At 65.2% G+C, this 23,997-nt stretch carries 23 protein-coding genes; 2 read left to right on the top strand and 21 right to left on the bottom strand.

Going from position 1 to position 23,997, the window contains the following annotated elements; genetic code table 11:
• Positions 1-4: 4 nt before the first annotated feature.
• The 11 genes from ACFTR6_RS01020 to ACFTR6_RS01070 all read right to left on the bottom strand — a co-directional run bounded on the left by ACFTR6_RS01020 (position 5) and on the right by ACFTR6_RS01070 (position 9,138).
• On the bottom strand, positions 5-289 hold the full coding sequence (locus ACFTR6_RS01020) for a F0F1 ATP synthase subunit epsilon (RefSeq protein ID WP_076801985.1): 285 nt from the start codon (positions 287-289) through the stop codon (positions 5-7).
• Position 290: 1 nt separating this feature from the next.
• On the bottom strand, positions 291-1,745 hold the full coding sequence (atpD, locus tag ACFTR6_RS01025) for a F0F1 ATP synthase subunit beta (RefSeq protein WP_076801980.1): 1,455 nt from the start codon (positions 1,743-1,745) through the stop codon (positions 291-293).
• An 80-nt stretch (positions 1,746-1,825) separates the two neighbouring features.
• Positions 1,826-2,716, bottom strand: coding sequence for a F0F1 ATP synthase subunit gamma (locus ACFTR6_RS01030; protein WP_076801978.1), 891 nt, complete (start codon positions 2,714-2,716; stop codon positions 1,826-1,828).
• Between the two features lie 76 nt (positions 2,717-2,792).
• Complete coding sequence (gene atpA / locus ACFTR6_RS01035; protein ID WP_087872432.1) at positions 2,793-4,430, bottom strand: F0F1 ATP synthase subunit alpha; 1,638 nt, start codon at positions 4,428-4,430, stop codon at positions 2,793-2,795.
• A gap of 83 nt (positions 4,431-4,513) precedes the next feature.
• Positions 4,514-5,341, bottom strand: a complete 828-nt coding sequence (locus tag ACFTR6_RS01040; protein ID WP_076801974.1) for a F0F1 ATP synthase subunit delta — start codon at positions 5,339-5,341, stop codon at positions 4,514-4,516.
• Complete coding sequence (locus ACFTR6_RS01045) at positions 5,341-5,889, bottom strand: F0F1 ATP synthase subunit B (RefSeq protein WP_076801971.1); 549 nt, start codon at positions 5,887-5,889, stop codon at positions 5,341-5,343. The genes ACFTR6_RS01040 and ACFTR6_RS01045 overlap by 1 nt, the downstream gene beginning before the upstream one ends.
• Positions 5,890-5,941: 52 nt before the next feature.
• Positions 5,942-6,145 carry an ATP synthase F0 subunit C gene (gene atpE / locus ACFTR6_RS01050; RefSeq protein ID WP_009356484.1) on the bottom strand — a complete coding sequence of 68 codons (204 nt, stop codon included), beginning with the start codon at positions 6,143-6,145 and terminating at the stop codon, positions 5,942-5,944.
• Positions 6,146-6,221: 76 nt separating this feature from the next.
• On the bottom strand, positions 6,222-7,022 hold the full coding sequence (gene atpB, locus ACFTR6_RS01055) for a F0F1 ATP synthase subunit A (protein WP_076801969.1): 801 nt from the start codon (positions 7,020-7,022) through the stop codon (positions 6,222-6,224).
• 81 nt (positions 7,023-7,103) lie between these two features.
• Entirely contained in the window at positions 7,104-7,442 is a 339-nt protein-coding gene (locus ACFTR6_RS01060) for a hypothetical protein (RefSeq protein WP_076801967.1), read from the bottom strand.
• On the bottom strand, positions 7,435-7,920 hold the full coding sequence (locus tag ACFTR6_RS01065) for a hypothetical protein (protein WP_076801965.1): 486 nt from the start codon (positions 7,918-7,920) through the stop codon (positions 7,435-7,437). The genes ACFTR6_RS01060 and ACFTR6_RS01065 overlap by 8 nt, the downstream gene beginning before the upstream one ends.
• A gap of 90 nt (positions 7,921-8,010) precedes the next feature.
• Complete coding sequence (locus tag ACFTR6_RS01070) at positions 8,011-9,138, bottom strand: MraY family glycosyltransferase (RefSeq protein ID WP_076801963.1); 1,128 nt, start codon at positions 9,136-9,138, stop codon at positions 8,011-8,013.
• Positions 9,139-9,397: 259 nt separating this feature from the next.
• Between ACFTR6_RS01070 and ACFTR6_RS01075 the strand changes: the two genes are divergently transcribed.
• Positions 9,398-10,294, top strand: a complete 897-nt coding sequence (locus ACFTR6_RS01075) for a glycosyltransferase (protein ID WP_087872429.1) — start codon at positions 9,398-9,400, stop codon at positions 10,292-10,294.
• Between the two features lie 47 nt (positions 10,295-10,341).
• On the opposite strand, the gene ACFTR6_RS01080 is transcribed toward ACFTR6_RS01075, so the two are convergent.
• The 10 genes from ACFTR6_RS01080 to argS all read right to left on the bottom strand — a co-directional run bounded on the left by ACFTR6_RS01080 (position 10,342) and on the right by argS (position 23,329).
• Positions 10,342-11,142 (bottom strand): WecB/TagA/CpsF family glycosyltransferase, encoded by an 801-nt coding sequence (locus ACFTR6_RS01080; protein ID WP_377956582.1) that lies wholly within the window; start codon positions 11,140-11,142, stop codon positions 10,342-10,344.
• On the bottom strand, positions 11,139-11,897 hold the full coding sequence (locus tag ACFTR6_RS01085; protein WP_076801956.1) for an L-threonylcarbamoyladenylate synthase: 759 nt from the start codon (positions 11,895-11,897) through the stop codon (positions 11,139-11,141). Before ACFTR6_RS01085 ends, ACFTR6_RS01080 begins: the two co-directional genes overlap by 4 nt.
• A 15-nt stretch (positions 11,898-11,912) precedes the next feature.
• Positions 11,913-12,827, bottom strand: a complete 915-nt coding sequence (prmC, locus tag ACFTR6_RS01090) for a peptide chain release factor N(5)-glutamine methyltransferase (protein WP_377956583.1) — start codon at positions 12,825-12,827, stop codon at positions 11,913-11,915.
• Between the two features lie 14 nt (positions 12,828-12,841).
• Positions 12,842-13,915, bottom strand: coding sequence for a peptide chain release factor 1 (prfA, locus tag ACFTR6_RS01095; RefSeq protein ID WP_076801951.1), 1,074 nt, complete (start codon positions 13,913-13,915; stop codon positions 12,842-12,844).
• 259 nt (positions 13,916-14,174) lie between these two features.
• A complete protein-coding gene (gene rho / locus ACFTR6_RS01100; RefSeq protein ID WP_377956584.1) occupies positions 14,175-16,337 on the bottom strand; it encodes a transcription termination factor Rho in 2,163 nt (720 codons plus the stop codon).
• A gap of 445 nt (positions 16,338-16,782) precedes the next feature.
• Positions 16,783-17,748, bottom strand: a complete 966-nt coding sequence (thrB, locus tag ACFTR6_RS01105; protein WP_076803820.1) for a homoserine kinase — start codon at positions 17,746-17,748, stop codon at positions 16,783-16,785.
• A gap of 14 nt (positions 17,749-17,762) precedes the next feature.
• Positions 17,763-18,866: a threonine synthase gene (thrC, locus tag ACFTR6_RS01110; RefSeq protein ID WP_087872423.1), complete on the bottom strand. Its 1,104-nt coding sequence runs from the start codon at positions 18,864-18,866 to the stop codon at positions 17,763-17,765.
• Entirely contained in the window at positions 18,867-20,195 is a 1,329-nt protein-coding gene (locus ACFTR6_RS01115) for a homoserine dehydrogenase (protein ID WP_076801943.1), read from the bottom strand.
• The gene (gene lysA / locus ACFTR6_RS01120; protein ID WP_377956585.1) at positions 20,196-21,683 is read right to left on the bottom strand and encodes a diaminopimelate decarboxylase; all 1,488 of its coding nucleotides are present in this window, start codon (positions 21,681-21,683) and stop codon (positions 20,196-20,198) included.
• Complete coding sequence (gene argS, locus ACFTR6_RS01125; protein ID WP_087872421.1) at positions 21,680-23,329, bottom strand: arginine--tRNA ligase; 1,650 nt, start codon at positions 23,327-23,329, stop codon at positions 21,680-21,682. The genes lysA and argS overlap by 4 nt, the downstream gene beginning before the upstream one ends.
• Positions 23,330-23,512: 183 nt before the next feature.
• Here argS and ACFTR6_RS01130 point away from each other — a divergent pair, with 183 nt between their 5' ends.
• Positions 23,513-23,977, top strand: a complete 465-nt coding sequence (locus ACFTR6_RS01130) for an FMN-binding protein (RefSeq protein ID WP_087872420.1) — start codon at positions 23,513-23,515, stop codon at positions 23,975-23,977.
• Positions 23,978-23,997: the final 20 nt, after the last annotated feature.

Here is a 23,997-nt window from a genome sequence, read left to right on the forward strand (position 1 = left end):
TGTGCTATCGGATCCCCGCAGTGGCCGCGTCACCCATGTGGGCGTTGTCAGCAACGATTACCACCCGGTTGTTGTCGACGGAAAAGAATCCGCCGTCAACATCTACAGCAATGCGGTCGCCGGAGACCGGCTCGATTGCCAGCTGACCCTCGGCCAAAATCGCCAGCACGGGCGAGTGGCCGGGCAGGATTCCGATCTCACCATCGCTGGTGCGGGCCTTGACCATCTTGGCCGCCCCGGACCACACGAAGTGGTCCGCTGCGACAATCTCAACCTCAAGCTCAGCCATATTACTTGGTCTGTTCCTGAATCTTGGCCCACTGGCGCTCGACGTCGTCCAGACCGCCGACGTTGAAGAACGCCTGCTCTGCAACGTGGTCAAGTTCGCCGTCGCAGATGGCCGCGAAGCCTTCCACGGTGTCCTTGATGGAAACGGTGGAGCCCTCAACGCCGGTGAACTGCTTGGCGGTGTAGGTGTTCTGGGAGAGGAACTGCTGGATGCGGCGTGCACGCGACACGACGATCTTGTCCTCTTCAGACAGTTCGTCAACACCGAGGATGGCGATGATGTCCTGGAGTTCCTTGTTCTTCTGCAGGATCTGCTTCACACGGACAGCCGTGTTGTAGTGGTCCTTGCCGATGTACTGCGGGTCCAGGATTCGGGACGTGGACGTCAGCGGGTCCACGGCCGGGTACAGACCACGGGAAGCGATTTCACGGGAAAGTTCCGTGGTCGCATCCAGGTGCGCGAAGGTCGTGGCCGGTGCCGGGTCGGTGTAGTCATCTGCGGGAACGTAGATGGCCTGCATCGAGGTGATGGAGTGGCCCTTGGTGGACGTGATGCGCTCCTGCAGGAGGCCCATCTCGTCGGCAAGGTTCGGCTGGTAACCCACGGCGGAAGGCATACGGCCCAGCAGCGTGGAAACCTCGGAACCTGCCTGCGTGAAACGGAAGATGTTGTCGATGAAGAGCAGCACGTCCTGGTTCTGGACATCGCGGAAGTACTCCGCCATGGTCAGGGCGGACAGGGCCACACGCAGACGCGTTCCCGGCGGCTCGTCCATCTGGCCGAACACAAGCGCGGTGTCCTTCAGAACGCCGGCCTCTTCCATTTCAACCCAGAGGTCGTTGCCTTCACGGGTACGCTCGCCAACACCGGCGAACACGGAGGTACCACCGAAGTTGCGGGCAACACGGGTGATCATTTCCTGGATCAGAACGGTCTTGCCGACGCCGGCGCCGCCGAACAGGCCGATCTTTCCACCCTTGATGTACGGGGTGAGGAGGTCGATGACCTTGATGCCCGTTTCGAGCATTTCGGTGGAACCCTCGAGGGACGCGAAGGACGGAGCCTTGCGGTGGATCGGCCAGTGGTCAGCGGCCTGGATCTCGGACTCTGCAACGTCCAGCGGCTTGCCGAGCACGTTGAAGATGTGGCCCTTGACGCCGTCGCCGACAGGCACGGAGATCGGGGCACCGGTGTCCACCACAGACGTGCCGCGGACCAGGCCGTCGGTTGCCTGCAGGGAGATAGCGCGGACGAGGTTGTCACCCAGGTGCTGGGAGGTCTCGAACGTGATGGTCTTGGTCTCACCGTTGAGAGTGATCTCGGTGGTGAGTGCGTTGTAAATCGAGGGGATTGCGTCAGCCGGGAATTCGACGTCGACAACCGGGCCAATGACACGTGCGATACGGCCGGTGGCACCGGCCGTTGCTGCTACGTGCTCGGTAGCGGTGGCAGTCATCTCTCTCACTTCACTCGTAGATGGCGTGGGGTTAAGTTTATCTGGTGGTGCAGGTCTGGCTGGATCCGAGATCCGGCCGGTTAGGACGCGAGTGCGTCGGCGCCGGCCACGATCTCGGAAAGCTCCTGCGTAATCTCTGCCTGGCGGGCGGTGTTGCGCAGACGCGTGTACTTCTTGATGAGCTCCGTGGCGTTGTCGCCGGCGGATTTCATCGCCCGCTGGCGTGCAGCAAGCTCGGAAGCCGCTGCCTGCAGCATGGCCGCGAAGATGCGGGATTCGATGTAGCGCGGCAGCAGGGCGTTGAGCACCTGTTCCGGCTCCGGTTCGAACTCGTACAGCGGCAGCAGGTCCGTCTCGGAGGCTGCCTGCTCTTCCACAACTTCGAGGGGAAGAAGTCGGATGACGGTCGGCTCCTGGGTCACCATGGACTTGAAGCGGGTGTACACAACGTGGATCTCATCCACGCCGCCCTCTTCGAAATCAGTGGCGAAGTCCTCGAGCAGAGCCGCACCGATTTCCTGCGCCGTGGCGAACTCAGGGGCATCAGTGCTGCCGGTCCAGACACGTCCGTACGGACGGTTCCGGAAATCGAAGTAAGCCTGCGCCTTGCGGCCCACCAGGTACGTCTTGACTTCCTTGCCTTCGGCACGGAGCAGTTCGTTCAGCCCTTCAGCCTGCTTCAGCACGCTGGCGGAGTACGAGCCTGCGAGGCCGCGGTCGGAAGTGATGACCAGAACAGCGGCCCGGCGGATGCTCGCCGGCTCGGTGGTCAGCGGGTGGTCGATTTCGCTCTGGCTTGCGACGGCAGAAACGGCGCGCGTGATCGCGTTCGCGTAAGGCAGTGAAGCTGCTACGCGGGCGCGGGCCTTGCCGATGCGCGAGGTAGCAATCAGTTCCATCGCCTTGAAGATCTTGCGCATCGACGTCGTCGAGCTGATCTTCTGGCGGTAGACCCGAATCTGGGCTCCCATACTTATCCTTTCCTAAGATCCCGATGGCCGGGACTGCCGGAGCCCCGAAGGGTTCCGGCAGTCCCTGCCAGCGAAACTAGCGCTTCTGCCTGACGATTTTTTCCTGGTCGACCTGACCCTCCGAGATAGCTTCATGCTCCTCGTGGCCGGCGCCCACCAGCTGGCTGTCACCCTCGCCGAAGAAGCCCTTCTTGAAGTCCACAATGGCGGTCTTCAGTGCTTCCACGGTGTCGTCGTCCAGGACGTTGGTCTGGGCCAGCGTCGTGAGGATCGAGGACTTGTGCTTGAGGTGCTCCAGGAATTCGGACTCGAAGCGGCTGATGTCCTCAACCGGAACGTCGTCCAGGTAGCCCTGGGTACCGGCCCAGATGGACACAACCTGGTTCTCCACCGGGAACGGCGAGTACTGGCCCTGCTTGAGCAGTTCCATCAGGCGTGCACCGCGGGTCAGCTGCTGGCGGGATGCGGCGTCGAGGTCCGAAGCGAACATCGCGAACGCCTGCATGTCGCGGTACTGGGCCAGGTCCAGCTTCAAGGTACCGGAGACCTTCTTCATGGACTTGACCTGGGCGGCACCACCAACGCGGGACACCGAGACACCAACGTCAACAGCGGGACGCTGGTTGGCGTTGAAGAGGTCCGACTGCAGGAAGATCTGGCCATCGGTGATGGAGATCACGTTGGTCGGGATGTAGGCGGAAACGTCGTTTGCCTTGGTTTCGATGAGCGGCAGACCGGTCATCGAACCTGCGCCGAGGTCGTCGGAGAGCTTGGCGCAACGCTCCAGCAGGCGGGAGTGCAGGTAGAAGACGTCACCGGGGTACGCTTCGCGTCCCGGCGGGCGGCGGAGCAGCAGCGACACGGCGCGGTAGGCTTCAGCCTGCTTGGACAGGTCATCGAACACGATGAGGACGTGCTTGCCGCCGTACATCCAGTGCTGGCCGATGGCCGAACCGGCGTACGGTGCCAGGTACTTGAAGCCGGCCGGATCGGAAGCCGGGGAGGCCACGATCGTGGTGTACTCGAGCGCTCCGTTGTCCTCAAGGGTCTGGCGGATTGCTGCAATCGTGGAAGCCTTCTGACCAATCGCAACGTAAACGCAGCGGACCTGCTTGTTCACGTCACCGGAAGCCCAGTTGTCCTTCTGGTTGATGATGGTGTCGATGGCAATGGCGGACTTGCCGGTCTGACGGTCACCAATGATCAGCTGGCGCTGGCCGCGGCCGATCGGGATCATCGCGTCGATGGCCTTCAGGCCGGTCTGCATCGGCTCATGCACAGACTTGCGCTGGGTAACGCCCGGAGCCTGGAGTTCCAGGGCGCGGGTGGCCTCGGCCTTGATCTCGCCGAGGTCGTCGATCGGCACACCCAGCGGGTCCACCACGCGGCCGAGGAAGGCGTCGCCGACCGGAACGGACAGAACCTGTCCGGTGCGGTGCACTTCCTGGCCCTCTTCGATGCCGTTGAAGTCACCGAGGATGATGACACCGATTTCGCGCACGTCGAGGTTCTGGGCGAGGCCCAGGGTACCGTCTTCAAAGCGAAGCAGCTCGTTCGCCATGACCGAGGGAAGACCCTCAACACGGGCGATGCCGTCGCTTGCGGTGGTCACACGGCCGACCTCTACGCGCTCTGCGTTGCCGGGTTCGTAGGACGCCGCGAATTCGTTCAACGCATTACGGACGTCGTCGGCGTTGATGGTCAATTCGGCCATCTGCAGTCCCTGCTCTCCTGTATTCGTGATCATCGTTGCTCACGATGACCGGGGTTTCTATCAGTTGTGTTGTGCTTGTCCGGCTAGCCGGCCAGCTGGCGCTGGAGCTCATTCAGGCGGGTGATGACCGAAGCGTCGAGCACTTCGTCCCCCACCTGCACCCGGATGCCGCCGATCAGCGTGGGATCAACCTTGAAGTTGACCTTCAGCTCGCGTCCGTAGAGGGAGTTCAGTCCCTGCTGCAGACGGCTTGCCTGCGTCTCCGTCAGGGGACGCGTAACGCTGACCGTCGCAATCCAGCGCTGCTGGCGCTTAGCGGCGAGCTCGGCGAAACGGCTCACGAGCCTGGTTGCCTTGATGCCGCGGGGCTGCGTCACAGCCTGTCCGATGAGGACCTTCGCTTCCTCGCTTGCGGAAGGAACGAGCCTTTCGGCCAGCGCAGTCTTCGCTGCGGCGCTGGCCTGCGGTTCAGACAGGGCACGCTGCACCTCGTGGCTGGCAGCCACGGCCTGGTTGAAGGAGAACAGATCGTTCTCCAGCGCTTCCAGGCCGGTGATTCCGGAGGCAGAAACGGCCGACTTGTTTTCAGCAACGGCGATGACCACCGTTGCGGCAAGCGTCTCGAGTGCATCGCCGATGTCTCGCGCCGATGCCCAGCGTGAGCTGGCCAGACCGGCTGCGATGTCCACGGCCTCAGCGGAAGCTTTTCCGCTGAAGAGCTGCTTGATCAACGCCGACTTTTCCTCACCGCTGCGGGAGGGGTCAGTCAGGGCGCGGCGCAAGCCAGCCGAGCTGTCTACCGCTCCCAGGATCCCGAAAAGTTCCTTTGCCAACTGCAGCGATGCAAACGGAAGCTTTGGCTCCAGCTCGGTCAGCGCCTTGGTCAGCGATTCGCTCGATACACCTGCCATTACTTAGCTACACCTGCGTTCTGGGTCTCCAGATCGGCCAGGAAGCGGTCAACAACACGTGCTGCACGTGCGTCGTCCTCGAGGGTCTCCCCCACGATGCGGCCTGCAAGCGTGGTGGCAAGGGTGCCAACCTCAGAGCGCAGGGACGCGACGGCCGCCTGGCGCTCGGATTCGATCTGCACATGTGCCTGGGCGGTGATCCGCGCAGACTCGGCTGCAGCCTTCTCCTTCAGTTCCGCCAGGATCTGGGCGCCTTCGGCGCGTGCTTCCTCGCGGATGCGGTTGGCTTCCGCACGGGCATCAGTGAGCTGCTGCTTGTACTCTTCGAGTGCAGCAGAAGCTTCGGCCTGGGCCTGCTCGGCCTTGGCGATGCCACCCTCGATGGCCTCGGCGCGCTCTGCGAACGTCTTCTCGAACATCGGGACAACGAACTTGACCACGATGAACAGGAGGACGGCAAAGCCGACGAGAACAACGCCCATTTCCCAGACGTTGGGCACGAGCGGGTTCGCACCTTCGGTGGCGGCTGAGATGATCATAGGATTCATAATTCACCCGTCCTTATCTACTAGGTTCTGGATTCGCTTGGCTCTAGCGGGACTAGAGAACGAAAGCGAAGACCAGACCGAGGATGGCGAGAGCTTCAGTCAGGGCCAGGCCCAGGAACGCGATCGGCTGCAGCACACGCTGAGCTTCCGGCTGACGTGCCACACCGTTGATGTAAGCGGCGAACACGAGACCAACACCGATACCACCGCCGATTGCGGACAGACCGTAACCTACGAGGTTGAGATTGCCTTCCATTTTATTCCTTTCAAGATGCCACCCGTGTGGCAGGTTGTTTGGTTTGCTTCATCCCGTGAGGGAAGTTTGTGGGGCCTTAGTGGCTGTCCGCGTGCAGGGCACCTTCGATGTAGATCGCCGTCAGCAGCGTGAACACGTAAGCCTGCAGGGCCATGATCAGGGCCTCGAGCATGTACATGGCGATTGCGCCGACAAGCACCAGGACCGACGTTCCCTTCAGGAGGACGTTCTCCTGCATGACGAGGAACTCGATGCCGGATCCGGCGAGCATGACGATCAGGTGGCCGGCGAGCATCGTCGCGAAGAGACGGAGGCTGTGGGTGACCGGGCGGACCAGGAAGTTGGAGATGATCTCGATCGGTACAACGATCGGCAGGATGTACCACGGGACACCCGAGGGCACGGTGGCCAGCTTGAAGTACTTCAGGCCGTTCTTCTTAAGGCCGATGCCGATCCAGGTGAAGTAGACGATGCCGGCCAGCACGTAGGCTCCGCCGACGTGCGAGAAGCTCGGAAGCTGCAGGACGGGAATGGCGCCGTAGATGTTGTTCACCAGGATGAAGAAGAACAGGCTGAACAGCAGGGGGACGTACTTGATGAAGTCCTTGCCGCCGATGATGTCCTTGGCGATGCTGTTACGGACGAAGCCGTAAGCGGCCTCACCTGCAAACTGCAGCTTGCCGGGAACGAGCTGCTGCTTCCGCGCAGCGGCAACGAAGAATGTTGCGATAATGACAACGGACAGCACTACCAGCAGCATCTGCTTCGAGAATCCGTCTGCGGCACCCCACGGCAGGATTGCCGGCAGGTGCATTTCTTCAATTCCGGGAGGCGTGAAGCCTCCTGAATTTTGGGCCGGGAGCGCAAGCGCGATCAACGCGTTTCCTCTCTGCAGTGTCCATCGTTGGGCGTTGGTCGGGTTCCGGCGCGCGTCATGCTTGCCCTCCCCCTCGTGAAGTTATTTGGCATTACTGTTCCCGTCCTCGGACGGGCCGCTGGCGGCACTTTTCCCGCCAGCTGAATCTTTCGAACTGGTGAGGCCGTGCATATGGGACAGATAGAACCCTCCCGCTGCTCCAAGAAGAGCACCAGCGAGCACAATCCAGCGGGTTCCCCACAGATAATCCAGTCCCCACCCTATCAAACTCCAGACGATGATTCCGCCAATTATGTAGCTGAAGACGGCGATGCCAGCGTTGTAGCCGCCGTCGGAATTTTCGTTGGATGCAGCGGCAGAAGCCGGTGCCGGATCGGGTGTTTGGGACCCGTTTTTGCCACGGGGATTGCGCTTATTCATCGGTGCTCCCCTTGTCAGGTTCAGGGTCGTTGTAGATCTGCAGCCGGGCCTTGCTAAAGCCATAGATCTCGGCTGCCTGCCAGGTGACTACTGCCACGACGGCGCCAAGCACGAACCAGCGGCCGTGCAGCCAGCCGGGGGCACCGATGGCGAAAAGCACCACGGCGAACCCGATGACCTTGACGAAGTATGTCGCCACGAACAGTCCGATGGCGCCTGAGGGGTTGTTGCGCCCCACAAAGTGTCCGATGAGCAGGCTGATTGCAAAGAACACAACCACCAGCAATCCACCAAGACCGCTGGAGACAGCACCGGTCCAGCCATCCAGCATGGCAGCGACCACGCCGGTGATGACCAGGGCACTGCCCGCGACTGCGGAACTGAGTCCCAGCAGCCCCAGCCAGAGGGACCGCGTGGGCCCGGAGACGCCAACGGTTCCTTTGCCGGACGCAGGTCCGGGCTCGGCGTTGGAGGTCATGCGAACCCAATCTTCGGGGCAGGGTGGAGTGGTGCAGGAAATGCCTGCACCTGAATTCTACATGAGATAGAAATTTTCCGAAAAGCGGCCCTACTGCGGTGTTGGCCCCACCCCGCTGTTCTCGCCCCGGCGGCTTAGATAAGGCCATGCCGTGACAAGTCCCATGACCAGCGTGGCAGCGATGACCACCGCGAGCACCACCTGCCAGGGGTAGACGGCGAACGCGAGGCCGCCGAAAGAGAGCACAGCCGCCCACAGGTAAAGCAGCATCACCGCGGTGCGGTGGGAGTACCCGATGTCCATCAGCTTGTGGTGCAGGTGCCCGCGGTCTGCTGACCAGGGTGAACGGCCGACGGCGGTGCGGCGCACCACCGCGAGGCAAAGATCCAGCAGCGGCAGGAACAGGACAGCAAACGGCAGCAGGATGGGGACAATCGTGGGGATACCGTTCACCCGGTCATAGAGGCCTGAGGTGATCTGGCCCGTTGAGACCACACCGGCGGACGCCATCAGCAGCCCTATCAGCATGGCGCCGGAATCGCCCATGAAGATCTTTGACGGAAACCAGTTGTGCGGCAGGAAGCCAAGGCAGCTGCCAACGAGGACTGCCGTCAGCAGCGTGGCGAGGTCCGAACGGTCCAGGATGGGCGCGTTCCGGTGGACCCAGTAGGCGGTCAGGAAGAACGCGGAGCCGCCAATAATGGCCACCCCGGCGGCCAGCCCGTCCAGCCCGTCAATGAAGTTGAACGCGTTCATCGTGACCACGATGAGGATGGTGGTGAGGGCGATGTTGACCGGGTCCGAGTCGAAGCGGATCGGCTCCGGAACGAACGGGATAATGGCCATGCGCACGCCCCAGACCGCCACCACGAGCGCGGCCAAAGCCTGCCCGATCAGCTTGATCCACCAGCGGAGGTCCAGAAGGTCGTCCGCCACCCCCACCAGCACGATGACGGCAGCGCCGGCCAGCACGCCCCATGGAGCGCCGTTGTTCCGGAAGATGTCCTTAACGAAGAAGGACTGGCTGGCCACTGCCAGCGCCACCAGGACGCCGGCGAAGATACCCAGCCCGCCGAGCCGCGACACCGGGCTTGAATGCATGTCCCGGCTGCGGATCGGGGCGAACAGCTCAAGCCGGTTGCCGATCAGGCGCGCGCCCCACGTTGCCCCGTAGGAGACGACCGCCGCTGTGAGCATCATGGACAGGTACATGATCATGGCGCGGCCACCAGATTATACGGATACGGATTCGGGGTCAGGCCGGGCGGACCATGCGGGCTCGATAGGTATGGATCTGAGCAATAAATGAAACTTCTCCGTCGCCATGCGCACAGACAGGCAGTGCATAGTGCCTGACGGGGCTGTATTACAGTGGACTCTAGTCAAGATACTAACGCCAACGGGTACATCGCTTCGCGTCACACGGCCTCATGCCGGCGGGAAACTTGCCGACGGCTGTGCTGAAAGGATCCCCGCAATGCCAGTGTCGGTCGCAGTTGCCGCCGTGACGTTTGACCGCCCCGATGAGCTCGCAGTCCTGCTGAAGGCCATCAATGGCCAGACCGCCCCGGTGTCCACCATCTGCCTCGTTGACAGCGGAACGAAGCCTGCCAGGGACGTGGCGGCACAGCATGCGAACGTGGACTACGTCCGCTCCGAGGCCAACCTTGGCGGCGCCGGAGGCTTCTCCCTCGCAGCCCTGAAGGCCGTCGCCAGCGGCGCGGACTGGGTCTGGATGATGGACGACGACGCCGAGCCGGCGGACGCCGACTGCCTGGCCACGCTGATCCGCGAAGCGGAGGCGCGCGACCTGGAGGCTGTGGTTCCCCTGGTGGTGGCCCCGGGCCACCCCGACCAGCTCTCCTTCTTCTTCCGCCTGGACGGCAAGGTCACCCATGACCGGGCCGCACTGGAGAAGGTCGGCTTCCTGCCCAACGACGGGCACTTCTTCAACGGCGCGCTCATCCGCTCGGACGTCTTCTTCAAGGTGGGCCTGCCGGACATGCGGCTTTTCATCCGCGGCGACGAGGTGGACTTCACCATCCGGCTGCGCAAGGCCGGCATCCGGTTCGGCACTGTCACCACGGCCGCGATCATGCACCCGCACGCGTTTTCGGAAACAAAGCACGTGTTTGGCGCCCGCTGGCACGTTATCGTCCCGGAGAGCGCCTTCAAGCGCTATTACTACTACCGCAACCGCGGGTACCTGATCCGCCGCCACTTCCGGGTCAAGTCCCTGGTGGCAGATGTGGGCGGCTACCTGGGCTACTTCCTCCGCAGGGGCGATCTCCGTGGACTGGCGGACTGGTTCCGGGCCTTCTCCACAGGGCTCCGGGGCAAGGGGTTTGCACCGCTGAAGGACCAGAACTTTTAATCCGGGGCTCGGTGCCCCGCCGGGGCGGCCCCGTCAGTCCTGTCTCCTTAGGCTTGCCCGCGCAGCCGGCGCCGCACCAGGAGAGCCAGCAGGACCCACGGCTCGCCGAACACGCGGTATGCCACGCGGCGCGGATGCAGCAGCAGCCGCCAGGCCCACTCCAGCCCCAGCCGGCCCAGCCAGCGGGGCGCCAGCTTCTGGATCCCGGCGATCTGTTCAATCGCTCCCCCGACCGCGCAGTAGATTGCGGGCGGCAGCGCCGGCAGGCGGCGCCACAGCACCTCTTCCTGCAGCGGCATGCCGAGGCCGATCAGCACCAGCTGCGGCTGGAGTTCCGCAAGCCACGCGGCAGCCTTCTCTTCCAGCTCCGGGTTCCAGTCCTCCCCCGGCATTCCGGAGACCGTGGCACCCGGGACGATGGCCCGCAGCTTCGCGACGGCCTTGGCGTTCGCGGCCGCCCCGGCGCCGATGACGGCGATGCGGTGGAGGCCGTCCAGCCGGCCCAGGGCAGGAATCCAGTCTGTCGAACCGAGCCGGTAGTCCATGACGGGCCTTGTCTTCGAGCCTGGAGTCCCGGAGCCTGGCTTTTCATTGCCACCCTTTTGCCGGCCCCTCCCCCATAGCCACAGGACAGGTGCGCCGTCCAGAAGGACAACGTCGCTGTTCTCGTAGAACTTCCGGAACTGCGGCTCGGAGTGGAACAGCGTCACGCTGTGGAGATTGTGTCCGACGACGGTCCTGGTGGCGCCGTCAGCCAGGTATCCGTTGAGGACTGCGGTCAGTCCTTCGACGTCCAGGGGCGTAGCATCCACGCCGAGGACCGGTATGGGTTGCCTCTGCAGCGTCATTCGGCGCTTGCGGGCTTTTCGCCGGCGTCGGCCTGCACAGCTTCTGGTACGGCCTGAGTCTCGATTACCGTCACGTCGGGCTCGTCGGCTGCATTGCCGTTGATATCGAGAATTCCGGGAACCACCTCGCGCAGCCGTTCCAGGCTGATGGCCCCCTCCCGGACCACGCGCAGCGGCAGGGATGTGGCATCCACGATGGTGGACGGCGTGGCGTCGGTTCCCTCGACCGGGCGGAAGCCGGCCTCAAGGTACACCTCGACAGACTCCGCGAGCTGGGTACGTGCTTCAAAGGCTGTCTGTGCCGGTGCCTGGCCCGTCCGGTTCGCCGAGGATACGGCGAGGGGGCCGGTGACGGTCAGCAGGTCGATGGCCACCTCATCGTCCGGAATGCGAAGGGCAACGGTGCCCTTGGTTTCGCCCAGGTCCCAGTCGAGCGACGGCTGGGCATGGAAGATCAGGGTCAGTCCGCCGGGCCAAAAAGCCTCGGCCAACTGGCGGGCATCCGGGTACACATCGGTGGCCAGCCCGTCGAGCGCATTCAGCCGCGGAATCAGGACCGGTGGCGGCATGTTCCGGCCGCGGCCCTTGGAAACCAGCAGCATGGTGACCGCCTGCGGGGAAAAGGCGTCGGCCGCAATTCCGTAGACGGTGTCCGTGGGAAGGACAACGCATTTCTTCTCGAGGATCGCCCGCCGTGCGTGCGCGATACCGGCGGTCCGCTCGTCGTCGGCCGTGCAGTTGTACGTAGTGGTCACTGCCTCATTCTTTCATTACTCCGCGGGCGGAAAAGCAAGGACGGCGCTGGTGGCACGTTCCTTGCCATTCAGGTCAAAGTGCGTGGTGACGTCGGTCCACAGCCCGGTCCGGTTCAGCATCGTCGATATCCAGCCAGCCTGGACCTCGGCGTGTTCCATCACGAAGTAGCCGCCGGGAACCAGGAGGCGGGCCGCCGAGGCGGCCGCCGCCGTCGGCAGTTCCATGCCGTCCGCTCCCCCGCCGTAAAGCGCTTCCGGCGGGTCATGGAGCGCCACCTCCGGTTCGTTGGGGATCGCTTCGGCGGGAATGTACGGCGGGTTGGAAACCACGACGTCGAACGTTCCGTTGAGTTCCGGCAGGGCGTTTCGCAGGTCCCCCAGCAGCAGGGTGACCCCGAGCGGGCGGAGGTTCTTCGCCGCCCAGGCGTGCGCGAATTCGCTGAACTCCACCGCGAAGACCTCGGTCTCGGGCACCTCGTGCGCGATTGAACCGGCAATCGCACCGGAGCCGGTTCCCAGGTCCACCACCTTCGGGCGGACCACGCCGGCACGTTCCAGTGCCCGCAGCCGGTCGATGACCAGCTGCACCACGGATTCCGTCTCCGGGCGGGGAATGAAGACGCCGGGACCCACCGCGAGCTGAAGGTAGCGGAAGTGGGCGACGCCGGTGATGTGCTGGAGCGGAACGCGCGTGGCCCGCTCGGCAACGAGTTCGGCGTAGCCGGCCGGGGCGGGAGCATCGCCGAGCAACATGGCCCGCAGCCGGCCCAACCCAACCCCCAGCAGGTGGTCCGCCAGGAGTTCGGCATCCACCCGGGGGCTGGGGACACCGGCCTCGGTAAGGCGTTCCGTTGCCTCACGGACCGCGGCAGCCAGGGACTGCGCAGGCTGGCTGTGCTCAGCCGGCTCCGGAGTGTGCTCCGACGTCATGTATCCGGGGGCTCCTAGTCGCCGATGGCGTCCAGCCGCGCCTGCTCGTCCATCTCGATGGCGGACTGGATGACCGGTTCGAGGTCGCCGTTCATGACCTGGTCAAGGTTGTAAGCCTTGTAGCCGGTGCGGTGGTCGGCGATCCGGTTCTCCGGATAGTTGTACGTGCGGATGCGCTCGGACCGGTCCATGGTGCGGATCTGGGACTTCCGCTGCTCGGAGTTGGCGGCGTCGATCTGCTCCTGCTGGTGGGCCAGGATACGGGCGCGGAGGACGCGCATGCCTGCTTCACGGTTCTGCAGCTGGGACTTCTCGTTCTGCATGGCCACGACGATTCCGGTGGGGAGGTGCGTGATGCGGACCGCGGAGTCGGTGGTGTTGACGGACTGGCCGCCAGGCCCCGAGGAACGGTACACGTCAATCTTGAGGTCGTTCTGGTTGATTTCGAGCTCTTCGGGCTCATCCACCTCGGGCAGGACCAGGACGCCGGCGGCCGACGTGTGGATGCGGCCCTGCGATTCAGTCACAGGCACACGCTGGACACGGTGCACACCGCCCTCGAACTTGAGCCGTGCGTAAACGCCTTCGGCGGGATCATTGGAGCTGCCCTTGACGGCCACCTGGACGTCCTTGAAGCCGCCGAGGTCGGACTCGGTGGCCGAGATGATCTCGGTCTTCCAGCCCCGGGACTCCGCGTAGCGGGTGTACATGCGCAGCAGGTCGCCGGCGAACAGGGCAGCCTCGTCGCCGCCTTCGCCGCCCTTGACCTCGAGGATCACGTTGCGTGCATCGTCCGGGTCCCGCGGAATCAGCAGCCGCCGCAGCCGCGCCGCAGCCGTCTCCAGGGCTTCCTCCAGTTCAGGCACCTCGGCAGCAAACTCAGGGTCCTCGGCAGCCATCTCCTTGGCAGCCGCAAGGTCATCCCGGAGACCTTCCCACTTGTGGTAGGCCTCCACAATGCCATTCAGCTGTGCAGACCGCCGCCCCAGCTTCCGGGCGAGCTTCTGGTCAGCATAAACAGCCGGATCCCCCAACTGCGCCTGGATGGAATCATGCTCATCCAACAGGCCCTGTACGGACTCAAACATTTGTGATTACCCTTTCAACGCTCTGGTATCAGTCTAATGACGCCCACAGCGGTAGGTGACGGGCGACCGTCGTCGTATATTTTTGCCGGCCTGGGAGTGGCATCGAAGGGCCTGGCCGAGGGACCCGGCGCGAGCTTGTGAGCGACGGGAAGGCCATGCCCGCTGTCGGAGCGTTGCAGCTGACGTACGCACTACGTCAGCTGCAACGCGAAGGGGCGGGGCCGGCAAAAATATGCGACGGCCCCACCCCCTAGCTCAGCTACTTGTCGTTATCCGACTTCGCACCAAGCGTCGTCTTCTGAACCTGCATGAGGAACTCGACGTTGCTCTGGGTTTCGCGGATCTTGTTGGTCAGGAGTTCCAGGCTCTGCTGGGTCTCAAGGCCGGAGAGTACGCGGCGCAGCTTCCACATGATCTTGACCTCTTCGGCCGAGAGCAGGTTCTCTTCGCGGCGCGTGCCGGAGGCGTTGACGTCCACGGCGGGGAAGATGCGCTTGTCTGCCAGCTGGCGGGACAGGCGGAGCTCCATGTTGCCGGTGCCCTTGAACTCTTCGAAGATGACCTCGTCCATCTTGGATCCGGTTTCCACGAGGGCCGTTGCCAGGATGGTCAGCGAGCCGCCGTTTTCGATGTTGCGGGCAGCGCCGAAGAACCGCTTGGGCGGGTACAGCGCTGCGGAATCCACACCACCGGACAGGATGCGGCCGGAGGCCGGTGCTGCCAGGTTGTAGGCGCGGCCCAGGCGGGTCATGGAGTCCAGGAGCACCACGACGTCCATGCCCATCTCCACGAGGCGCTTGGCGCGTTCGATGGAGAGTTCGGCCACGGTGGTGTGGTCGTCGGCGGGACGGTCGAAGGTGGAGGCAATGACCTCGCCCTTGACGGTGCGCTGCATGTCCGTGACTTCTTCGGGGCGTTCGTCAACCAGCACCATCATGAGGTGGACCTCAGGGTTGTTGGTGGTGATCGCGTTGGCGATGGACTGCAGGATGAGCGTCTTGCCGGCCTTGGGCGGGGAAACGATCAGGCCACGCTGGCCCTTGCCGATCGGGGCCACGAGGTCGATGACGCGGGGGCCGATCTTCTTGGGGTCGGTCTCGAGGCGCAGGCGCTCGGACGGGTACAGCGGGACCAGCTTGGCGAACTCCACGCGGTCCTTGAGGTCCTCGGCGGTCTTGCCGTTCACCGAGGTGACGCGGACCAGTGCGTTGAACTTCTGGCGGGCGGACTGCTGGCCGCGGTCCTCGCCGTCGCGCGGCGCACGGATGGCGCCAACCACGGCGTCGCCCTTGCGCAGGTTGTACTTCTTGACCTGGGCCAGGGAGACGTAGACGTCGTTCGGGCCCGGGAGGTAGCCGGACGTACGGATGAACGCGTAGTTCTCGAGGACGTCCAGGATGCCGGCCACCGGCAGCAGGACGTCGTCGTCGGTGATTTCAACGTCGTCGACGTCGGGACCCTGGCTGCGTCCGCGGCGGCGGTCGTTGCGGTCACGGAACCGGTCGTTGCGGCCGCCGTCGCGGCTGTCGGACCGTTCGTTGCGGTCGTTCCGGTCACGGCGGTTGCGCCGGTTGCGGCGGCTGCCGCCGTCTTCGTCGCCCTCGCGGCTATCGTCACGGCGGTTGTCGCGTCCGCCTGCCTCGCCGGCGTCACGGCCTCCGCGGCCGCGGGTCTCCCGGCGTTCGCGCTGGCCGGCTTCACCTTCCGGGGCCTGCTCGCGGGCCTCGGCACCGCGGGATTCCCCGCCACGGGCCTCAACACCGCGGGCTTCGGGAGCAGCTTCGGCAGGAGCGGCCGGTGCCTCGGCGGGCGCAGCTGCGGCGGCTTCGCCGCGGCGGCGGTTGCGGGTCCGGGGCTGGCGGCGTTCTGCACCTTCTGCCTCGACGGCGCCTTCAGCGGCCGGGGCGGCAACGGGTGCCTCGGCAGCAGCCGGTGCTTCAGCGGGCCGTGCTTCGGCGGCCGGAGGAGCTGCCGGCGCCTCAGCAGCAGGCTGTGCTGCGGCTTCCGCAGCGGGTGCGGCGACGATGCCGTCGCTCACTGCCCGGCGGCTGCGGCCACGGCCACGCGCACGGGTTTCCTGGGCCGGTGCCTCGGCTGCCGCAGCGGCTTCCGGGGCCACAGCTGCTGCAGCAGCTTCCGGGGCCGGAGCTGCCGGAGCGGCTTCAGCACCCTTGGCTGCGGCCCGCGCCGGTGCCTTGGTGGCGGGGGCGGACGTACCTGCACGGTGTGCGGAAATGGCCGCCACCAGGTCGCCCTTGCGCATGCGGGATCCGCCGGAGATGCCAAGCTGGCTGGCGAGGGCCTGCAGCTGGGCGAGCTTGAGGCCGGCAAGGCCGCTGCTCTTGGCGGGTGCTTCCGTCAACGATCCGGAAGCAGAAGATGGAGTGTCCACAGCTGGTGACAGCTCAGTGGTTTCGGTCACGAAGGATCCTTCCCCCTCGACGGCGTCCAGACTGTGAGCTGGACGCGATGATTGGATCTGGGCTGCAGTTCAGATCTGCAGCCGGGATGTCGGCCTTGCCGGTTGGAGTTCGGCCAGCAGGGCCGGATACTGATCACCTTCAATCGCCCCGCATAGCTGGCGGGACGGCGGACTGGCGGTTCAGGGAACAGAAACACTCTGTAGGTTCCTGGCCAGGCCAAGCAGGTGGCGCCGAAGGAAGTCGCGCAATAAGAGAGATCGAAGCAGCAGCAGCAGATCGAAGCAGATTCTGACCCGATGACCGATAAAGGCCATCCTGGGGGTCGTTGACTGCACGGTCTCTTGGCTGCAGGGCCCTCTCGACTGCAGAGTCGCCGTCTGGCTGCATCAATGTAAATGCGGTATTCACTAAATGCGGTAGAGACTGCGGAGACTGCATGCGGTGTTACCGCCGGTGCACTCCCACTTTAGCACCTTCAACGTCCACTGCCAGCTTCATCACACGCCAGTTGATATCCGGCGTATTTGCCTCGGAGAACGCGGCAATGAATTCCAGGACTGTGGCGGCTTCCGCCTCGCCATTTGCCACGACCATGACCGTCGGTCCTGCACCGGAGACAACGGCGGCGTGGCCGGCTCCGCGCAGGGCCTTGATGAGGCTGGCGCTGGGCCGCATGGCCTCGGCACGGTAGCTCTGGTGCAGGAAGTCCTCGGTCCCGGCGAGCAGGAATTCAGGCTTCTGGGTGAGGGCATGGATCAGCAGCGCCGCGCGGCCGGAGTTCATCGCCGCGGCGTGATGGCCAATGGACGCAGGCAGCAGGGCGCGGGCGGCCTCGGTGGAGAGTTCGTAGTCCGGAACAGCCACGACCGGGATAACGGCAGCGTCGACAGTGGCGCACGTGGTGCTGTACTGGTCACTGTCCTGCCACGACAGCGCCAGTCCGCCGTAGATCGCCGGAGCGACGTTGTCCGGGTGGCCTTCCATCTCGCTGGTCAGCTGCAGGATCCAGTTCCTGTCCTGCTGCTCCCCCGCCGGCAGAAGGGCGTTGGCTGCCGTCACGGCTGCCACCACGGCGGATGCCGACGAACCCAGGCCACGGCCGTGCGGAACGACGTTTTCTGCCGTGATCTTCAGGCCGGTGTGCCGGTAACCCAGCCGCGCGAAGGCGGCGTTCATCGCCCGGACCACCAGGTGGCTGGCGTCGCGCGGAAGGGAATCGGCCCCCTCGCCGCTGAGCTCGAAGATCAGCTCACCGCTGTCCAGGCTCTCCACGGTGAGGGTGTCGTGCAGCGTGAGCGCCAGTCCAAGGCTGTCGTAACCGGGACCGAGGTTGGCGCTGGTGGCCGGAACGCGGACCGTCACCTGCTGCCCGGCCTGGATGGCGGGCAGCTGGGCGGTCTGCGGCAGCATGGTTTCCACTGTTATTAGTCTTCCAGTCCCAGTTCAGCAGCAACGGTCACGACGTCGTTCGGCACCTTGACGGGCTGCACATCGCTGCCGTCCTCGGTGCGGAGGGCCCACTGCGGGTCCTTGAGGCCGTGGCCGGTGACGGTGATGGCGATGGTCTTGCCGGCGGGCACCTCACCTGCGGCGTGCTTCTTGAGCAGGCCTGCGACGCCGGCGGCAGAGCCGGGCTCCACGAAGACGCCCTCGCGGGAGGACAGCCAGCGGTGTGCGGCGAGGATCTCCTCGTCAGTGACGGAATCGATGAACCCGCCGGATTCGTCGCGGGCGGCGATGGCACCGTCCCAGGAGGCCGGGTTGCCGATCCGGATGGCGGTGGCGATGGTGTCCGGTTCCGTGATCGGGTGGCCGGCGACGAACGGCGCGGCGCCGGCGGCCTGGAAGCCCCACATGGCAGGTGTCTTGGTGGAGACGGGAGCCAGCGTGCCGGCGGTTTCGGACTCGAAGGGGGCAGCGTACTCCTTGTACCCCTTCCAGTAGGCCGTGATGTTTCCGGCGTTGCCGACAGGAAGCACGTGGATGTCCGGGGCATCGCCCAGGGCGTCGACGATCTCGAAGGCGCCGGTCTTCTGGCCCTGGATGCGGGCAGGGTTCACGGAGTTCACGAGGAAGACCGGGTAGGACTCGCCCAGCTTGCGGGCGATGTCCAGGCAGTTGTCGAAATTGCCGTCAACCTGCAGGAGCGTGGCGCCGTGGGCGATGGCCTGGCTCAGCTTGCCCATGGAGATCTTGCCTTCGGGCACCAGCACGGCACAGGTCAGCCCCGCGGCGGTTGCGTACGCCGCAGCGGAGGCGGACGTGTTTCCGGTGGAGGCGCACACCACGGCCTTCGCGCCGGCCTCCACAGCCGCGGTCATGGCCATGGTCATGCCGCGGTCCTTGAAGGAACCGGTGGGGTTCATGCCCTCGACCTTGAGGTAGACCTCCGAGCCCGTCAGCTCCGAGAGCTTCTGGGCGTGGACCAGGGGCGTGCCGCCCTCGCCGAGGGTAATGACCCGGGTTGCCTCGGTTACGGGCAGACGGTCAGCGTATTCGCGGATGACACCGCGCCATTGGTGAGCCACTTAAGCTCCTTCTACCCGCAGTACGGATGTAACTGAATTGATCACGTCAAGGCCCTTCACGGCCTCGACGGTTGCTGCCAGTGCAGCCTCGCTTGCGCGGTGCGTGACGATCCGCAGCTCGGCTGATTCCACGTTGGAGTCGGCATCGCGGTGGATGGTCTGGCGCATGAGTTCGATCGAGACGCCGTGCTCGGCGAACAGCTGGGCGATCTTCGCCAGCACGCCGGGCTGGTCGGCAACGTCCAGGCCGATGTAGTAGCTGGTGGTCGCGGCATCGATGGGCAGCGCCGGAACGTGGCCGGTGGTGGACTCGATGCGGCCCGGTCCGCCCAGGACGATGCGGCGTGCCGCGGACACGAGGTCACCCAGCACGGCAGACGCCGTCGGGGTTCCGCCGGCGCCCTGGCCGTAGAACATCAGCTCACCGGCGTTCTCGGCCTCGACGAAGACGGCGTTGAACGCACCGCGGACGGCTGCGAGCGGGTGCTCGCGCGGCAGCAGCGTGGGATGGACACGCACGGAGACGCCCTCGTTGCCCCCTGTTTCCGTGCCGGTGGCGGCGAGCTTTTCAGCGATGGCCAGCAGCTTGATGACAAAGCCGGCGTCCTTCGCGGCGGCGATGTCGGCGGCGCTGACGCGGGTGATGCCCTCGCAGTAGACGTTCTCCAGGTCGAAGCGGGTGTGGAAGGACAGGGACGCCAGGATGGCGGCCTTGGCGGCGGCGTCGTGGCCCTCGACGTCGGCCGTCGGATCAGCTTCGGCGTAACCGAGCCGCTGTGCCTCGGCGAGTGCGTCGGCGAACTGCGCGCCGGTGGAGTCCATCTGGTCCAGGATGAAGTTGGTGGTGCCGTTGACGATGCCCAGCACGCGGGTGATGCGGTCACCGGACAGGCTGTCGCGGATGGGCCGCAGGATGGGGATGGCCCCTGCCACGGCGGCTTCGTAGGACAGCTCGACGCCGGCCTTGTCCGCTTCTTCGTAGAGTGCCGGGCCGTCGGCTGCCAGCAGGGCCTTGTTGCCGGTGACGACGCTGGCGCCGTTCTGGATGGCGGACAGGATCAGCGAGCGGGCAGGCTCGATGCCGCCCATCAGCTCGATCACGAGGTCGGCGTCCTTGACCAGGGTTTCACCGTCGGTGGTGAACAGGTCGCGAGGGAGATCGACCTCGCGTTCCGCGTCGAGGTTCCGCACGGCGATGCCGGCCAGTTCCAGGCGGGCGCCGGTGCGCGGCGCCAGGGTACCGGCGTCGTCAATCAGAATCCGCGCCACCTGAGCCCCGACGTTGCCACAGCCCAGCAGGGCCACTTTCAGGGTTCGCAATTCGGTCATTCAGGCTCCCATGTCGCGGTTCAGCAGATCTTCTTCGGTTTCCCCGCGGACAATCAGCCGGGGAGATCCGTCGCGCACAGCGACAACGCCCGGCCGGGCCAGATAGTTGTAGTTGCTTGACAGGGCCCAGCAGTAGGCGCCGGTCCCCGGTACAGCGAGCAGATCACCGGCTGCCACGTCCTCGGGCAGATATACATCTCTAACAACTATGTCGCCGCTCTCGCAATGTTTGCCCACTACGCGGGACAGCTGCGGGGCCGCCGCGGAGGTCCGCGAGGCGAGAATGGCCGAATAATCCGCGTCGTACAGCACCGGACGGGCGTTGTCGCTCATGCCGCCGTCCACTGAAACATAGCGGCGCGGGTGCGTAACGTTTTCAGCCGTATTTTCACCAGTTCCGCCGTCGCCGGCGGCCGGGGCATCAACGCGGACGGTTTTCAGCGTGCCCACCTCGTACAGCGTGAAGGTGCTGCTGCCGACGATCGCACGCCCGGGCTCGATGGAAATCCGGGGTGCGGTGATCCCCAGTTCGGCGCACTTGGAACGGACGACGGCGGCCATCGCCTGCGCGATGTCGGCTGCCGGGCGGGGCGTGTCCACCGGGGTGTAGGCGATGCCGTACCCGCCGCCCAGGTCGAGCTCGGGCAGGGTGATGGAGTACTTCGCCTGCATTGCGGCCAGGAACGTCAGCAGCTTCTGCGCGGCGAGGGCAAAGCCGTCCGGCTCGAAGATCTGCGAGCCGATGTGGCAGTGCAGGCCCAGCAGTTCCACGCTGTCATACGACGTTGCCGCGGCGACGGCTTCTTCTGCGGCCGACAGGCCTGCCTCGTCGGTGGAATCCCCGGCCATGGAGAGGCCGAACTTCTGGTCCTCGTGGGCGGTGGCGATGAACTCGTGGGTGTGGGCGTGCACGCCGGGCGTCAGCCGCAGCATGACCTTGGCTTTGGCGCCGCGGCCGGAGGCGATTTTGGCCACACGCTCCAGCTCGTCCAGGCTGTCCACCACGATGCGGCCGAGGTCCATGTCCAGCGCCCGGCTGATCTCGGCGTCGGACTTGTTGTTGCCGTGCAGCGAAAGGCTGGCACCGTCGATGCCGGCGCGGGCCGCCACCGCGAGCTCGCCGCCGGAACAGGTGTCCAGCCGCAACCCTTCTTCGGCCACCCACGTCGCGACGGCGGTGCAGAGGAAGGACTTGCCCGCGTAGTAGACGTCCACTCCCCCGCAGATGTCGGCGAAAGCCTCATCGAAGGCATCCTTGAAGGCGCGGGCACGGGCGCGGAAGTCCGATTCGCTCATGACGAACAGGGGCGTTCCGAACTGCTCCTTGAGGCTGCTGACCGGGATGCCGTCAATGGCAAGTTCGCCGCCCGCGTTCCGTTCCACCCCGCCGGCCCACACCGGAGTATGGAGGGCGTTGAGGTCGGCGGGGACGGCGAGCCACTCCGGAGCCAGCGGCGAGGCGGTGTTGGTGCTTTCCAACCTGATCACATCCGTTCCGGCGCCGAGACGCCCAGCAGTTCGAGCCCGTTGGCGAGCACCTGGCTGGTGGCGTCGTTGAGCCAGAGCCTGGTGCGGTTGGTATCGGTAACCGACTCGTCGCCCATGGGCGCGATCCGGCAGGCGTCGTACCAGCGGTGGTACGCACCGGCGATGAGCTCAAGGTGGCGCGCCACCCGGTGCGGCTCGCGGAGTTCGGCAGCCTTGGCCACCACCGAGGGGTAGCTGCCGAGGTAGGAGAGCAGTTCGTTTTCCGTAGCGTGGTCCAGCAGGGAGGCATCGAAAGCGCTCCGGTCCACACCGGCAGCCACGGCGTTGCGGGCGGCTCCGCGGGAGCGTGCGTGGGCGTACTGCACGTAGAATACGGGGTTCTCGTTGGAGTGCTTCTTGAGCAACTCGGGGTCCAGGGTGAGCGGCGAATCAGCCGGGAAGCGTGCCAGCGAGTAGCGCACCGCGTCCGTGCCCAGCCACGAGATCAGGTCCTTGAGCTCGATGATGTTGCCCGCCCGCTTGGAGAGCTTGGCGCCGTTGACGGAGACCAGCTGGCCGATCAGGACCTCGATGTTGACCTCGGGGTCGTCCCCGGCCGCGGCCGCGATGGCCTTGAGCCGGTTGATGTAGCCGTGGTGGTCGGCTCCCAGGAGGTAGATCTTTTCGGTGTAGCCGCGGTCCTTCTTGGAGAGGTAGTAGGCGGCGTCGGCGGCGAAGTACGTCGGCTCGCCGTTCGCGCGGATCATGACGCGGTCCTTGTCGTCACCGAAGTCGGTGGTGCGGAGCCAGACGGCACCGCCGTCGTCGAACACGTGGCCCTGCTCGCGAAGGCGGGCAACGGCACTTTCGATCGCACCGGCGTCGTGCAGTTCCTGCTCGGAGAAGAACACGTCGAAGGAGACGCCGAAGTCCGCCAGGGTGTCCTTGATGTCCTTGAGCTGCGCCTCGTAGGCAGCGGCCCGGATCACGGGCAGTGCTGCGGCATCGGTCAGTTCGCGGATGTCCGGGTGCTGGGTCAGGACCTCGTGGCCGAGGTCGCGGATGTATTCGCCCGGGTAGCCGCCCTCAGGCACGTCTCGGCCGTGCAGGCGGGCCAGCACCGAGTTGGCGAACACGTTCATTTGGGAGCCGGCGTCGTTGATGTAGTACTCGGCGGTGACGTCGGCACCCGAGGCGCGCAGCACCCTGGCAATCGAGTCGCCCAGGGCCGCCCAGCGGGTGTGGCCGATGTGCAGCGGGCCGGTGGGGTTGGCGGACACAAACTCCATGTTCACCGTGTGGCCGGCGAGCGCGCTGTTGGTGCCGTACTCCTTGCCGGCTTCGACGATGGCCTTGGCAAGCGCACCGGCTGCGGCAGCGTCAACGGTGATGTTAAGGAAGCCTGGACCGGCTATTTCCACGCCGTCGACGCCGTTGATGTCCTTGAGCCGCGAGCTGAGCAGCGTGGCGAATTCGCGCGGGTTGGTGCCGGCCTTCTTGGCCAGCTGCAGGGCGATGTTGGTCGCCCAGTCGCCGTGCTCCCGGTTCTTCGGTCGCTCCACCAGGACGGAGTCCGGTATTGCCGCCTCGTCAAGGGCAATGTCACCGGCGGCAACGGCGTCTTTCAGGCAGGCGGATATTGCGAGGGAGAGTTCTTCGGGAGTCACACTCCTAGCCTACCGGGGAGCCCGTCATGGCGCGGAATCCGGCAGGGGGACCCGGGGCCCCTCAGCGTCACAGCAAACAGAGGGGGAATTCACAGGAAAGGCACTTAGCCTTTACTCAGCCCCTCGAATGTTGAAATATCAACCCTGTCCCTGTCAGTGCCAGCACCACGAAAAGAGACCACAGTGAAGCCTTCAATCCGCAAGACCGTATTCGCCGGCATGGCGGGTCTGTCACTCGCAGGAACGGTGGCCGGCTGCGCGCCGTCCGCCCAGCAGCCCGCCGCCCAGGAAACACCGCAGGAAACGCAGTCCTCGTCGGCACCGTCATCCGCAACCGGGTCCGGATCCGCGGCGGGCTACAAGGACGGCACCTACAGCGCAGACGGCAACTACACGTCCCCCAACGGCACCGAGACAGTGGGCGTCCAGCTGACGCTGGCGAACGGCACGGTGTCCGCAGTGGAGATCACCCAGCACCCCTCCAATCCGAACACCCGTAAGTTCCAGGGCGAGTTCGCCGGCGGTATCGCCGACCAGGTGGTGGGCAAGAGCCTGGATGAAATCAAGGTCTCCAAGGTGGCAGGTTCCTCCCTGACCAGCGGCGGCTTCAACCAGGCTGTCGAAGCGATCAAGACGCAGGCCCTCTAGGCCGACTGCTGGATCCCTGC

It is taken from the genome of Arthrobacter sp. NPDC057009 (genome assembly GCF_042673905.1).
Taxonomy (GTDB): domain Bacteria; phylum Actinomycetota; class Actinomycetes; order Actinomycetales; family Micrococcaceae; genus Arthrobacter.

Excerpts from the sequence above, each read along its gene's own strand:
- ACFTR6_RS01060 (WP_076801967.1), bottom strand. The coding sequence starts at position 7,442 with ATGAATAAGCGCAATCCCCGTGGCAAAAACGGGTCCCAAACACCCGAT.
- ACFTR6_RS01040 (WP_076801974.1), bottom strand. The coding sequence starts at position 5,341 with ATGGCAGGTGTATCGAGCGAATCGCTGACCAAGGCGCTGACCGAGCTG.
- prmC (WP_377956583.1), bottom strand. The coding sequence starts at position 12,827 with ATGACGTCGGAGCACACTCCGGAGCCGGCTGAGCACAGCCAGCCTGCG.
- atpD (WP_076801980.1), bottom strand. The coding sequence starts at position 1,745 with ATGACTGCCACCGCTACCGAGCACGTAGCAGCAACGGCCGGTGCCACC.
- prfA (WP_076801951.1), bottom strand. The coding sequence starts at position 13,915 with ATGTTTGAGTCCGTACAGGGCCTGTTGGATGAGCATGATTCCATCCAG.
- ACFTR6_RS01080 (WP_377956582.1), bottom strand. The coding sequence starts at position 11,142 with ATGACGCTGCAGAGGCAACCCATACCGGTCCTCGGCGTGGATGCTACG.
- atpE (WP_009356484.1), bottom strand. The coding sequence starts at position 6,145 with ATGGAAGGCAATCTCAACCTCGTAGGTTACGGTCTGTCCGCAATCGGC.
- ACFTR6_RS01065 (WP_076801965.1), bottom strand. The coding sequence starts at position 7,920 with ATGACCTCCAACGCCGAGCCCGGACCTGCGTCCGGCAAAGGAACCGTT.
- ACFTR6_RS01115 (WP_076801943.1), bottom strand. The coding sequence starts at position 20,195 with ATGACCGAATTGCGAACCCTGAAAGTGGCCCTGCTGGGCTGTGGCAAC.
- thrB (WP_076803820.1), bottom strand. The coding sequence starts at position 17,748 with ATGCTGCCGCAGACCGCCCAGCTGCCCGCCATCCAGGCCGGGCAGCAG.
- ACFTR6_RS01020 (WP_076801985.1), bottom strand. The coding sequence starts at position 289 with ATGGCTGAGCTTGAGGTTGAGATTGTCGCAGCGGACCACTTCGTGTGG.
- ACFTR6_RS01030 (WP_076801978.1), bottom strand. The coding sequence starts at position 2,716 with ATGGGAGCCCAGATTCGGGTCTACCGCCAGAAGATCAGCTCGACGACG.
- ACFTR6_RS01075 (WP_087872429.1), top strand. The coding sequence starts at position 9,398 with ATGCCAGTGTCGGTCGCAGTTGCCGCCGTGACGTTTGACCGCCCCGAT.
- atpA (WP_087872432.1), bottom strand. The coding sequence starts at position 4,430 with ATGGCCGAATTGACCATCAACGCCGACGACGTCCGTAATGCGTTGAAC.
- ACFTR6_RS01070 (WP_076801963.1), bottom strand. The coding sequence starts at position 9,138 with ATGATCATGTACCTGTCCATGATGCTCACAGCGGCGGTCGTCTCCTAC.
- ACFTR6_RS01045 (WP_076801971.1), bottom strand. The coding sequence starts at position 5,889 with ATGAATCCTATGATCATCTCAGCCGCCACCGAAGGTGCGAACCCGCTC.